Source organism: Nocardia sp. CDC160 (genome assembly GCF_035818795.1).
Lineage (GTDB): Bacteria > Actinomycetota > Actinomycetes > Mycobacteriales > Mycobacteriaceae > Nocardia.
Map to the genome: position 1 here is coordinate 699,815 of NZ_JAYKYT010000004.1, position 14,593 is coordinate 714,407.

General features: G+C 71.7%; 1 pseudogene (only partly in view). It reads right to left on the bottom strand.

Annotated features, from left to right (window positions below):
* Positions 1-14,593: pseudogene (locus VMT40_RS24790) on the bottom strand (type I polyketide synthase); its annotated part runs 3,092 nt beyond the window's last position; the annotation flags it as partial.

Sequence of the window (14,593 nt, forward strand, 5' to 3'; positions counted from 1 at the left end):
GCGCAGGTAGCCCGACAGCGCGGCGGGCGTCGGGTATTCGAACACCAGGGTTGCGGGCAGTCGCAGTCCGGTCGCCCGGGTCAGGCGGTTGCGGAGTTCGACCGCGGTGAGCGAATCGAAGCCCAGGTCCCGGAAGGCGCGCCCGGCTTCGATCTCCTCGGTGCCGTGGTGCCCGAGCACGGCCGCGACCTGGCTGCGCACCAGTTCGGTGAGCTCGTGGTCGCGCGCGGCGTCCGGCAGGCCCGCCAACCGTTCCCGCAGTCCGCCCGCCGCGTCCGCGTCGGGTTCGGTGTCCGGGTCGGGTGCGTCGAGAATGCGCCGGACCTCGGGCAGTTCGTCCAGCAGTGGTCGCCGCCGGGCCAGGGTGAACGCGGGAACGAAACGCTCCCAGTCGATCTCGGCGACCGCGACGAAGGTCTCGTCGTGGTCGAGCGCCTGTCCCAGCGCGGTGAGCGCGAGCTCGGGTGCCATGGGCAGCACCCCGCGCCGCACCAGCCGCTCCCCCACCTCGCCCTCGGCCATGCCGTCGCCGTGCCAGGAGCCCCAGGCGATCGAGGTCGCCACCTCACCGCGGGCGCGCCGCTCGGCCGCGATCGCGTCGAGGTAGGCGTTCGACGCGGCGTAGGCGGCCTGCCCCCAGGCACCCCACACGCCCGCGTTCGAGGAGTAGAACACCAGCGCGTCGAGTGTGCCGGGCGCGATCAGGGCGTCGAGATTGGCCGCCCCCAACGATTTCGCCGCCGTGATCGCGGCGAATTCAGCCAGGTCCGTCTCCGCGATGGGCGCGGTCTCACCGAATCCGGCCGCATGCACGACGGCCGTGACGGGGTATTTCTCGAGCACCGCGGCCAGGGCGTCGCGGTCGGCGACATCGCAGGCGGCGAGGGTGACTTCGACTCCGAGCGCCCGCAATTCGTCGGCCAGTGCCGCCGCGCCGGGTGCGTCCGGCCCGCGTCGGCCCGCCAGCACCAGATGCTCGGCTCCGCGGCGAGCCAGCCAGCGCGCGGCCTGTGCGCCGAGCGCACCGGTGCCGCCGGTGATGAGCACGGTGCCGCGCGGCTTCCACTCGCGGGCCGCGGGTGCGTCGCCGAGCGGAGTGCGGACCAGCCGCCGCCCGAAGGTTCCGGCCGCGCGCACCGCCGCCTGGTCCTCGTCGTCCCACCCGGACAGCAGCGCAACCACATTCGAGGCCGCGGCGGCGTCGAGTTCGGCGGGCAGATCGATCAGACCACCCCACAGGTCGGGGTGTTCCAGGGCGAGAATGCGACCGAAGCCCCAGGTCTGGGCCTGTATCGGGGCGGCCAGCGGATCGGAGCCGGTGACCGCGACCGCGTCACTGGTGAGCAGCCACACCGGGGCGCTCACGCCCGCGTCCAGCAGGGCTCGAACGAGGCTGAAGGTGGTGGCCAATCCTCGTGGCACCGCCGGGTATTCGACGCTGGCACGCTCGTCGAATGCGGAGGTCGATACCACCCCGTCCAGCGCGGGCAGCCGACGCAGGCGGTCGGCGAGCGGGCCGCGCTCGCTCTCGGAGGTCAGCAGTTCGATGACCTCCGCGCCGTGTTCCTCGAGCATGGCGATCACGGCCTTCGTGCGCACACCGGCGATGCCGCCGGGCGGGCCGACCACCAGCCAGGTGCCCGTCAAGGCCGGAGTCGGCCGCTGCGACAGTGGTTTCCAGGTGATCCGGTAGCGCCAGGAGTCGATGGTGGAGCGGTCGCGGCGGCCGCGCCGCCAGGCCGACAGCGCGGGCAGCACCTCCGACAGGGGGCGATCGGCGTCGACGCGCAGTGTCGCCGCGAGGGCGTCGGGATCGCCCTGTTCGATGGCGGCCCAGAATTCCGCGTCCTCGGCGACGGCTGCCACGGGGGTCGGGGTCAGCCAGAACCGTTGCCGCTGGAATGGATACGTCGGCAGGTCGACCCGCCGCCCGCCGGGGAACACGGTCTCCCAGCGCACCGCGACCCCGTTGGCGAACAGCTCGCCCAGCGAGGTGAGGAACCGGCGCGGGCCGCCGTCGTCGCGCCGCAGTGATCCGACGACCAGCGCCTGCTCGGCCGTCTCCTGCACCGGCACCGTCAGCACCGGATGCGGGGTCGACTCGACGAACACGTCGAATCCGTCGGCGAGCAGCGCCCGGGTGGCCTGTTCGAAGTGGACGGTTTCCCGCAGGTTCCGGTACCAGTAGTCGCCGTCGAGTTCCGCGGTGTCCAGGCGCTGTCCGGTGACCGCCGAGTAGTACGGGATCTCACACGAACGCGGACGTACCGGTTCGAGCAGTTCGGCCAGCTCGGCGCGAATGGCCTCCACGTGCGCGGAATGCGACGCGTAGTCGACCGGAATCCGCCGGGCCCGAATGCCTTCGGCCTCGCAGCGCGTGAACAGGCCGTCGAGCGCGTCGGGATCACCGGACACCACCACGGAATTCGGGCCGTTGACCGCCGCCAGCGACAACCTGTCCCCCAGCCGGTCGCGAATGTCCGCGGCCGACAGCGACACCGACATCATGCCGCCGCGTCCGGCCAATGCGAGCAGGGCCTTGCTGCGCAGGGCGACCACGCGCGCGCCGTCGGTCAGCGTCAGCCCACCGGCGACGACGGCGGCGGCGATCTCACCTTGCGAATGCCCCACGACCGCGGCCGGTTCGACGCCGTGGCACCGCCACAGCTCCGCCAGCGACACCATGACCGCCCACAGCGCGGGCTGCACGACATCGACCCGCTCCAGCATCGCGGCATCGGCCAGCGCGTCGAGCAGCGACCAGTCGGTGAATTCGGCCAGGGCCGTGGCGCATTCGTCGAGCCGTGCGGCGAACACCGCCGAGCTTCGCGCCAATTCCAAGGCCATGCCGGGCCATTGGGAACCCTGGCCCGGGAACACAAAGGCCACCTTGCCGCGCTCGACGGCCACACCGTCCACCATGCCCGCCGCGGCGTCGCCCGCGGCGAGCGCGGTCAGCCCGGCCACCAGCTCCGCACGGTCGCCGCCGACCACGACGGCACGGTGAGAATGGTGGGTTCTGGTGGTGGCCAACGAATATCCGAGATCGACGGGGTCGGTGTCGGACGCCAGGGCGAGCAGTCGACCGGCCTGGGCACGCAGGGCCTGCCGGGTCCGGGCGGTGACGACCCACGGCACCGCTTCGATGGGCTGGGTCGGCTCCGGTGAATCCACCTGCTGCGCAGCCTGTTCCAGGATCACATGCGCATTGGTGCCGCTCACGCCGAACGCCGACACCCCGGCTCGACGCGGCCGCGCGACCTGCGGCCACTCGCGGTTCTCGGTCAGCACCTCGACCTTGCCCGCCGACCAATCCACGTGCGGTGTGGGCGCGTCCACGTGCAGTGTCTTGGGCAGCACCCCGTGTTGGAGTGCGAGCACCGTCTTGATGACACCGGCGACCCCGGCCGCCGTCTGGGCGTGTCCGATATTGGATTTCAGCGACCCGACCAGCAAGGGCTGTTCGCGATCCTGTCCATAGGTCGCCAGCAGCGCCTGGGCCTCGATGGGATCGCCGAGCGTGGTGCCGGTGCCGTGCGCCTCGACGGCGTCGACATCGGCGGGACGCAGCCCGGCATTGGCGAGCGCGTGCCGGATAACCCGTTGCTGGGCAGGGCCGTTCGGCGCGGTGAGCCCATTGGACGCACCGTCCTGGTTCACGGCCGAGCCGCGCATGACAGCCAGCACCCGGTGGCCGTGACGGCGGGCGTCGGACAGCCGCTCGACCAGCAGCACGCCCACCCCCTCGGCCCAGCCCGCGCCGTCGGCGGCCGCTGCGAACGCCTTGCAGCGCCCGTCGGCGGCGAGTCCGCCCTGACGGCTGAACTCCATGAACATGGCGGGATTGGCCATCACCTGGGATCCGCCGACCAGCGCCAGTGAGCATTCCCCATTGCGCAGGGCCTGTCCCGCGAGATGCAGTGCCACCAGCGAGGACGAGCAGGCCGTGTCGATGGTGACGGCCGGGCCTTCCAGCCCGTAGGCGTAGGACAGGCGGCCCGACATGACCGCGGACATGGTGCCCGTGAGGGCGTAGCCGTCGGCGTTCTCGGGCGCGCCGAGTCCGTAACCGGAGAAGGCGGAGCCGATGAACACGCCGGTTTCGGTGCCGCGCAACGACTCCGGGTCGATGCCGCCGCGTTCGAAGGCCTCCCAGGAGACTTCGAGCAGCAGCCGCTGCTGCGGGTCCATCGACAGGGCCTCGCGCGGGGAGATGCCGAAGAAGCCGGGATCGAAATCGCCGGCGTCGTAGAGGAATCCGCCCTCGTAGGTCGTCGCGCGCCCGGGTTCGGGTTCGTAGAGGTTGTCGATGTCCCAGCCGCGGTCGGAGGGAAAGGCCGACACCGCGTCGCGGCCCTCCACCACGAGCCGCCACAGGTCCTCGGGCGACGTGACGCCGCCCGGGAATCGGCAGCTCATGGCGATGATGGCGAGAGGTTCGTCGGCGGCCGCCGCGGCCCGCGTCGCCGTGGTCGCGACCGTTCCGCCCACGGTTTCTGCGCGCAGGTACCGGGCGAGGGCGGCCGGGGTCGGGTAGTCGAAGACCATGGTCGCGGGGAGCTCGAGTCCGGTGCGGGCGGCGAGCCGGTTGCGGAAGTCCACGGCCATCACCGAATCGAAGCCGATCTCGCTGAAGGCCCGCGCGGGTTCCACCGCCTGCGGCCCGTCGTGTCCGAGCACGGCGGCCGCGTGGGTGCGCACCAGATCCAGGAATTCGCGCAACTGGTCGTCCTTGGATTTGCCGGTGAGTCGGGCCGCGAGCGCGGGCCCTTCCGGGACCGCGAACTCCTCGGCCTGCCGCACCGGGCGGACAGCGCCGCCGGAACTGGGCTCGAGCCAATAGCGTTCGCGCTGGAACGCATAGGTCGGCAGCTCGATCGGGGCGGCGTCGGGCAGGACCGCCTCCCAGCGCACCGGCACGCCACCCACGTACGCCTCGGCCAGCGACAGCAGCATCCTCTCGCCGTCACCCGCGTCGCGACGCAGGGAACCGACCACGACCGCCGTGCTGTCGGCGGCGTCGAGGGTTTCCTGGATCGCGGCCGTCAGCACGGGATGCGCGCTGGTCTCGATGAAACCGCGATGCCCGTCGGCGATCAGGGCCCGGGTCGCCTGCTCGAAACGCACTGTCTCGCGCAGGTTCCGGTACCAGTAGTCGCCGTCCAGCTCCGCCGTGTCCAGGAGCGTGCCGGTGACGGCCGAGTAGAACGGGATCGGCGAGCTCTGCGGTCGCACGTCGGCCAGCAGCTCTGCCAGTTCGGCGCGGATCGCCTCCACGTGCGCGGAATGCGAGGCGTAGTCGACCGGAATCCGGCGTGCGCGAATGCCTTCGGCCTCGCAGCGGGTGAGCAGGGCGTCGAGTGCCCGCGGATCACCGGACACGACAAGGGAATTCGGCCCGTTCACTGCGGCCAGCGACAGTCCGTCGCCGAGTGCGCCCAGCTCCTCCACCGGACAGGCGACCGCCACCATGCCGCCGTGTCCGGCCAGCGCGCCGATCGCCTTGCTGCGCAGGGCGACGACCCGGGCACCGTCCTCGAGGGACAGACCGCCCGCGACCACCGCGGCGGCGATCTCCCCCTGGGAGTGACCCAGCGCCGCGGCGGGCTCGACCCCGAACGAACGCCACAGCGCCGCCAACGACACCATGACCGCCCACAGCGCCGGTTGCACCACGTCGACGCGTTCGAGCGCGTCCGCGTCGGCCAGCACGTCGGTCAGTCGCCAATCCACGAATTCCGAGAGCGCCGTGGCGCATTCGTGCAGTCGTTCCGCGAACACCGGCGACCAGCGCGCCAATTCCAGTGCCATACCGCACCACTGCGATCCCTGGCCCGGGAAGACGAAGGCGATGCGGCCGACCGGGCTCGCCACGCCTTCGACCAGCTGTGCCGCCGCACCGCCCTGGGCGAGGGTCCGCAGTCCGCTCATCAGCGCGTCCCGGTCGCCGCCGAGCACGACGGCGCGATAGGGGTGGGCGGCACGCATGCGCACCAGTGACAGCGCCACGTCCGCGGCATTCGCGTCGGGCCGAAGCTCCAGGCGCGCATGCAGTTTCGCGGCTTGCGCCCACACCGCTCGTTCGCTGCCGCCCGACAGCACCCACGGCAGCACTCCCGCGTCGCGCACCGGTTCGGGACGATCCGGTGTTTGCGTCGGCGGTGCCTGTTCGAGGATGGCGTGGACGTTGGTCCCGCTGATGCCGAAGGAGGACACCCCGGCGCGTCGCGGGCGGTCGACCTCGGGCCACGGCGTCGCCTCGGTGAGCAGTTCGACCGCACCGGCCGACCAATCCACCTGGGGTGAGGGCGAATCCGCGTGCAGCGTCTTGGGCAGCATCCCGTGCTGCAGCGCCAGCACCATCTTCATCACACCGGCCACACCGGCCGCGGACTGGGTGTGACCGATATTCGATTTGATCGAACCGAGCAGCAGCGGTCGCTCACGGCCCTGCCCGTAGGTGGCCAGCAGTGCCTGCGCCTCGATGGGATCGCCCAGCGCGGTGCCGGTGCCGTGCGCCTCCACCGCGTCGATATCCGACGCGCGCAGACCGGCATTGGCCAGCGCCTGCCGGATGACCCGCTGTTGGGAAGGCCCGTTGGGCGCGGTCAGGCCATTGGACGCGCCGTCCTGGTTGACGGCGCTGCCCCGCACTACCGCCAACACTTGGTGCCCGTTGCGGCGCGCGTCGGAAAGTCGTTCCAGCATGAGGATTCCGACGCCCTCGCCCCACCCGGTGCCGTCGGCGGCGGCGGAGAAGGCCTTGCAGCGCCCGTCGGCGGCCACGCCGCGCTGGCGCGAGAATTCCACGAAGATGCCCGGTGTCGCCATGACGGTGACGCCGCCGGCGAGGGCCATGGAACATTCGTCCCGGCGCAGGGATTCACACGCCAGGTGCAGGGCGACCAGGGAGGACGAGCAGGCGGTGTCTACCGTAATCGCGGGGCCCTCCAAGCCCAGCACGTAGGCGACGCGACCGGAGATCACGCTGCCGGTATTGCCGGTCAGCAGATAGCCCTCGATGCCCTCGGGTGCCGTGTCCACGCCGACCCCATACCCGGAGGCGGCCGCGCCGATGAACACTCCGGTGCGGCTGCCGCGCAACTGCGTCGGGGAGATGCCCGCGCGTTCGAGGACCTCCCAGGACGTTTCGAGCAGTAGTCGCTGTTGGGGGTCCATGGCCAGGGCCTCGCGCGGGGAGATGCCGAAGAAGCCCGCGTCGAATTCGGTGGCGCCGTCGACGAATCCGCCCTCGACCGCGCCCGCCGCCGCGGCGTCGACGGTCCAGCCGCGGTCGGACGGGAAGGCCGCGATGGCGTCCTCGCCCTCGACGAGCAGTCGCCACAGTTCTTCGGGCGAGTTGGCTCCGCCGGGGAACCGGCAGCTCATGGCGACAATGGCGATCGGTTCGTCGGCCGCGACGGAGGCTGGCGCGGCGACCGCGTTCTCCGGTGCGGCCCCGAGCAATTCGGTGCCGAGGAAGTCGGCCAGTGCCCGCGGTGTCGGGTGATCGAACACCAGGGTGGCGGGCAGCCGTAGCCCGGTGTCGGCGGCCAGGCGGTTGCGCAGTTCGACCGCGGTGAGCGAGTCGAAGCCCATATCGCCGAAGGCGCGGTCGGGTTCGACGGCACCGGATCCGGTGTGGCCGAGCACGGTCGCGGTGTGCCCGGTGACCAATTCCAGCAGGGTCTGCCGCCGTTGCGCCTCGGCCATGCCGCCCAGTCGGCGAGCCAGGTTCGGGTCGTCGGCGGCGAGCCCGCCCGCGCTGCGCCGCGCGGTCGTGCGGACCAGCCCACGCAGCAGCGGTGATTCCGTGCCGGTGAGCCGGGCGGTGTCCAGTCGGACCGGAACCAGTGCGGGTTCGCCGAGGCCACGCGCGGTGTCGAAGAGGGCGAGCGCGTCGGCCGTGGGCAGGGCTCGGCTGCCAGCGCGGGCCATGCGGGCCAGGTCGGCCGGGCCGAGGTGCGCGGTGATTCCGCTGCGCTGCTCCCACATTCCCCAGGCCAGGGCCAGGCCGGGCAGGCCCGCGGCCCGCCGCTGCCGGGCCAGGGCGTCGAGGAAGGCGTTGGCGGCCGCGTAATTGCCCTGCCCCGCATTGCCGAAAACACCGGCGGCGGAGGAGAACAGCACGAATTCGGCCAGGTCCAAGTGGCGGGTGAGGTCGTGCAGATGCCAGGCCGCGTCGGCCTTGGGGGTGAGCACGGCATCGAGTTGGTCCGGGCTCATGGTTTCGATCAGCGTGTCCTCGACGATGCCCGCCGCGTGCACGATCCCGGTCAGGTCCGGGATGGCGGCCAGCAATCCCGCCACCGCCTCGCGATCGGTGAGATCGCAAGCCACAACCGTGATTTCGGCTCCGGCCTGCTCCAGCTCGGCGATGAGCTCGGCGGGTGCGATGCCGCGGCGGCCGGTCAGCACGAGCCTGCGCACCCCGTGCGCGGTCACCAGGTGCCGGGCGACCGCGCCGCCGAGCACACCGGTGCCGCCGGTGACGAGCACCGTGCCCGGGGTGAGCGCCGCGGGCACGGTCAGCACGACCTTGCCGATATGGCGGGCCTGGCTGACGTATCGGAAGGCCTCGCGGGCCTGCCCGATATCCCACGTGGTGATCGGCAGCGGTCGCAGCGCTCCGGTGTCGAACAGCTCCACGAGCGCGAGCAGCATCTCCTGAATCCGTTGCGGGCCCGCCTCGATCAGATCGAAGGCCTGGTACGAGACACCGGCATGCGTGGCGGCTACATCGTCCGCGGCGCGGATATCGGTCTTGCCGATCTCGAGGAATCGCCCGCCTTCGGGCAGCAGCCGCAGGCTGGCATCGACGAATTCGCGTGCCAGCGAGTCGATCACGACGTCGACGCCATGGCCGCCGGTGGCCGCGAGGAATCGCTGCTCGAATTCGAGGGTGCGCGAGGAGGCGATATGCGAGTCCTCGATTCCCAACTCGCGCAGCGCCTCCCACTTTCCGGGTCCGGCCGTGCCGAAGACCTCCGCCCCGAGGTGGCGCGCGAGTTGCACCGCCGCCATGCCGACACCGCCCGCCGCCGCGTGCACGAGCACCTTGGTGCCCGCGCGGACCTCGGCCAGGTCGACCAGACCGTAGTAGGCGGTGAGGAACACCAGCGTGGTGGCTGCGCCCTGGGCGAAGGTCCAGCCCGCGGGCAGGCGGGTGAGCAATCGTCGATCGGCCACCGCCACCGGACCGAAGGCCCCCGACAGCAGTCCCATGACGCGATCCCCGACCGCGAGATCGGTGACGCCGGGCCCGGTTTCGATCACGATGCCGGAGCCTTCGAGCCCGAGCCGACCGGCCTCGCCGGGGTACATGCCGAGTGCGTTGAGCACATCGCGGAAGTTCAGGCCCGCGGCGCGGACCGCGATGCGCACCTCCCCCGCCGCCAACGGCTGTCGCGCGGCGGGATCGGCCACCAATTCCAGGTTTTCGAGGGTGCCCTGACCGACGATGTCGAGCCGCCACGACGGCTCGCCGACAGGCGGCACCAGGATGTCGCGTCCGGTCGCCCGGGTCAGCCGGGGCGCGAGCACGACACCGGACCGCAAGGCCACCTGCGGTTCTCCGGTGGACAGGAGGGTCCGGACGATGTCCGCGTCCAGGTCGGCGGCGTCGAGGTCGGCGAGCACGATTCGGCCGGGATGTTCGGCCTGTGCCGTGCGCACCAGACCCCAGACCGCGGCGTGTGCCAGGTCGGTGACCTGTTCACCGGCCTGGGCCGTCATCGCGCCGCGAGTCACCACAAGGAGCCTGGCATCGTCGGAATGTTCTGCACCGAGCCACTTCTGGAGTGTGTCCAGGGTGAGCCGAGTCGCGCCGTGTACGGCAGCGACCACGTCGCCCACGGTCCGGGGGCATTCGAACACGGTGCTGTCGGGCACCGAATCCTGCTGCGGGACCGATACTTCCGTCCACTCGATCTGGAACAGGGAATCGCGGGCGGGGCCACGGTGCAGCGCTCCGGTGTCGACCGGCCGCACGGTCAGCGACTCGATATCGGCGACCGGCCGACCGAGGGCGTCGAATGCCCGCAGCGACACCGCATCTCGTCCGACGGACGCGATGATCACGCGCAACACCGCGGCCTCGGTCGCATACAGCGACACCCCGGACCAGACGAACGGCAGGTGCGCGATGTCCGCGCGCTCGACGAATCCACCCAGGGCACTGGCGTGCAGCGCCGCGTCCAGCAGGGCCGGATGCAAGCCGAAACCCGTGGCCTCACCACCGGGCAGGGCCACCTCCGTATGGACCTCCGCGCCGAGGCGCCAGGCTCCGCGCAGGCCGCGGAAGGCCGGGCCATAGTGCAACCCGGCCTCGGCGAAGCCCGCGTAGAGTTCGTCGACGTCCGCGCCGTCGGCCGCGGGTGGCCAGGTCGACGGCGCGTCGAGCGCTGCCGCCCGATCCTGTTGCGGTGCCAGCGTTCCGACCGCGTGTCTCGTCCACTCCCGGTCGCCCGCACCCGAGTACACCGACACCGTACGATGCCCCGTTGCGTCGGCGGCCCCGACCAACACCTGAAGGAGGATCTGGTCACCGGGGTCCAGGACGAGCGCGGTTTCGAGGGTCAGTTCCGCGACCCGGGGGCAGTCGAGCAGGTGTCCGGCGTGCAGGGCCAGTTCGAGGAATCCGGTGCCCGGGAACACCACCGCCGCACCGATGACATGATCGGCCAGCCAGGGGTGGGTCGCGGTGGACAGCCGAGCGGTGAAGACCGCGCCGTCCCCCTCGGCCGGTTCCACGACCGCGCCCAGCAGGGGGTGCTCGGGCGAAGAAAGCCCGGCGGCGGCGACATCGCCCGGCGCGAGCGTGGGCCAGTACCGCTGGCGTTGGAAGGCATAGGTGGGCAGGTCGATTCGGCGCGGATCGGTCGCCGGATACAGCGCCGACCACCGCACCGGGACACCGCTGACGTACAGCGACGCCAACCCGGTCAGCAGGGCGGTGTGTTCGTCGCGGTCCTTCCGCAACGCGGGGTGGACCGGTACCCGAGTGGTTTCCTGCGCCATGGCGGACAGCACCCCGTCGGGACCCAGCTCGAGCATGGCACGCACACCCGACTCGGTGAGGGTCTGTATCGCGTCGGCGAATCGAACCGTCTCGCGGACGTGGCGGACCCAGTAGTCGGCGTCGAAGGACTCGACCACGGCACCGGTCAGCGTGGACACCACCGGGATTCGCGGTGCGTCGTAGCGCAGGCGAGCCGCGACCTCGCGGAAAGCCTCGAGCATCGCGTCCATGCGCGGCGAATGGAAGGCATGGCTCACCCGTAGCCGCGTGGTCTTACGGTCGGCGAAGTGCGCGACGACCGACTCGACCGCGTCCTCGTCCCCGGCGATCACCACCGATTCCGGTCCGTTGATCGCGGCGATGCTCACCCGATCGGTCAGCGCCGCGACGACTTCGGTCTCGCTCGCCCGGAGCGCGACCATCGCTCCCCCGGCGGGCAGCTGTTGCATGAGCCTGCCGCGCGCGGCCACCAGCGTGCACGCGTCGGCGAGGTCGAGCACCCCGGCGACGTGGGCGGCGGCCAGTTCGCCGATCGAATGCCCGGCGACGAAATCCGGTGTGACGCCGCACGATTCCAGCAGGCGGTACAGCGCGACCTCGAGCGCGAACAGCGCGGGCTGGGTGTATCCGGTCTGTTCGAGCAGCCCGGGCTCGGCGTCGATGACGTCTCGCAGCGGCCGTTCGAGCTCGGTGTCGAACCGAGCGCAGAGCTCGTCGAAGGCAGCGGCGAAGACCGGGAACCGTTCGGAGAGTTCGCGTCCCATGCCCGGCCACTGCGATCCCTGGCCGGAGAACAGGAAGGCCGAGGGCCCGTCGGCGGCGACGCCGCGCGCGAGCTCCGAGAATCCTTCGGCCGTGGCCAACAGGACAGCCCGATGGGAGAACCGAGATCGCCCCTCCAGGGCGTGCGCGATGTCCCAGGGCGAGAGCGTCTCTCGCTCCGCGACAAACGCTCGCAGCCGATCCACCTGGTCGTCGAGGGCCCGCTGACTCTTGGCCGATAGCACCCACGGCACCTCGCCCGCGGGCAGCTCACGCGGCATCGGATCGGTCTCGGGGAACTGTTCGAGAATGACGTGGGCATTGGTGCCGCTGATACCGAAGGACGAGACACCCGCCCGGCGCGGCCGGTCGCCAACTGGCCAGGCCCTCTGCTCGGTGAGCAGCTCCACCGCGCCCGCCGACCAGTCCACGTGCGTCGAAGGCCGGTCCACGTGCAGGGTTTTCGGCAGCACGCCGTGTCGCAGGGCCAGCACCATCTTGATCACACCGGCGACGCCCGCGGCGGCCTGCGTGTGTCCGAGATTCGATTTGATCGAGCCCACCCGCAGCGGCTGCTCGCGGTCCTGTCCGTAGGTGGCCAGCAGGGCCTGCGCTTCGATCGGGTCGCCCAGGACGGTGCCCGTGCCGTGCGCCTCCACCGCATCGACCTCGTCGGCCCGCAGCCCGGCGGCGGCGAGGGCCTGGCGGATCACCCGCTGTTGGGATGGGCCATTGGGCGCGGTCAGACCATTGGACGCGCCGTCCTGGTTGACCGCCGAGCCGCGCACGATCGCGAGCACCCGGTGCCCGAGACGCTGTGCGTCGGAGAGCCTTTCGAGCATGAGCACGCCGACGCCCTCGGACCAGCCGGTGCCGTCGGCCGCCTCGGCGAACGCCTTGCAGCGCCCGTCCGGGGCGAGTCCGCCCTGCCGGGAGAATTCGACGAACCCGGTCGGGGTCGACATCACCGTCACGCCACCGGCGAGGGCGAGTTCGCATTCGCCCGCGCGCAGCGCCTGTCCCGCCAGATGCAGGGCCACCAGCGAGGACGAGCACGCGGTGTCGACGGTGACGGCCGGACCCTCCAGCCCGAAGGCGTAGGAGATGCGGCCCGACAGCACGCTGGCGGTGAGACCGGTGGCGACATAGCCTTCCAGGTCCTCGCGGGCATGGGACACCACACCGACGTAGTCCTGGCCATTGGTGCCCGCGTAGACACCGACCCGGCTCCCGCGCACGGTCTCCGGATCGATGCCCGCGCGTTCGAAAGCCTCCCAGGTGGTTTCGAGCAGCAGTCGCTGCTGGGGGTCCATGGCCAGCGCCTCGCGCGGGGAGATGCCGAAGAACTCGGCGTCGAATTTCGTCGCGTGGTCCAGGAACGCGCCTTCGCGGGTGGCGAGGCGGTCGGCCGCGGACAGTCCGGCGATGTCCCAGCCGCGGTCGGTGGGGAAATCCGAAACCGTGTCGCGGCCGGAGAGCAGCAGCTCCCACAGGTCCTCGGGCGAGCCGACGCCGCCCGGGAATCGGCAGGCCATGCCGATGATGGCGATCGGCTCCTCGATGGTGTTCGGGGCGGCCTGGTCCGTCGATTCCCCGGCGCCGCCGAGGAATTCGGCCAGTGCCCGGGGCGTCGGGTAGTCGAAGACGGCCGTGGCCGAGAGCCGTCGACCGGTCGCGGCGACCAGGCGGTTGCGCAGGTCGACCGAGGTCACCGAGTCGAGGCCGAGGTCCTTGAAAGCCTTGGTGGCCGAGACCGATTCGGCGTCCGCGTAGCCGAGCACGGCGGCGACCTGGCGGCGCACCACGTCCAGCAGCGAGGCGGTCCCGAGTTCCGGGGCGGCGGGCGCGGGCGCGGTGGCCGGGATCAGGTCGGCCAGCAGCGGACTGGGCCGGGTGGCGGTGAACGCGACACCGAAACGGGCCCAGTCGATCTCGGCGACCGTCAGCGTGGTCTCACCGGTCTCGAGCGCCTCCCGCAGGGCCGCGACGGCCAGTGTCGGGTCGAGTTCGGGCACGCCGTGGCGGCGCGCGGTCTCACCGATTCCGCTCTCGGCCATGCCTTCTCCTGCCCACGGGCCCCACGCGATGGCCGTCGCGGGCAGGCCCCGGGCGCGGCGGTACTCGGCCAAGGCGTCCAGGTAGGCATTGCCGGGCGCGTAGTTGCCTTGGCCGGGCGTGCCGACCACGCCCGCCAGCGACGAGAACAGCACGAACGCCGACAGCTTTCGGTCCGCGGTCAACTCGTGCAGATCCCATGCCGCCCGCGCCTTGACCCGCAATACGCGATCGACCCTCTCGACGGTCAACGCGTCGACCAGACCGTCGTCGAGCACCGCCGCGGTGTGCACCACCGCGTCCAGTGCGGGCAGGGCCGCGATCACCTCGGCCAGCGCCGCTCGATCGGTCACGTCGCAGGCGAGCACGCTCACCTGCGCGCCCAGCGCGCGCAGCTCGGCCGCGAGTTCGGTGGCACCGGGGGCCGCGGGACCGCGTCGGCTCACGAGGACGAGGTGTTCGGCTCCGTCGGCGGCCAGCCACCGGGCGGTGTGCGCGCCGAGCGCGCCCGTGCCACCGGTCACCAGGACGGTGCCGGACGGCGTCCAGCCGTGAGAGCCCTTGGCGCGCAGGGCCGCCCGGACCAGTCGGCGGCCGAGCACCCCGGTCGAGCGGAGCGCCACCTGGTCCTCGGGGCCGCCCAGCACGCCGAGCAGGCGGTCCACGAGGGTGGTATTCGCCTCTCGGGGCAGATCCACCAGACCGCCCCAGCGATCCGGTAGTTCCAGTGCCGCAACCCGTCCCAGGCCCCAGACC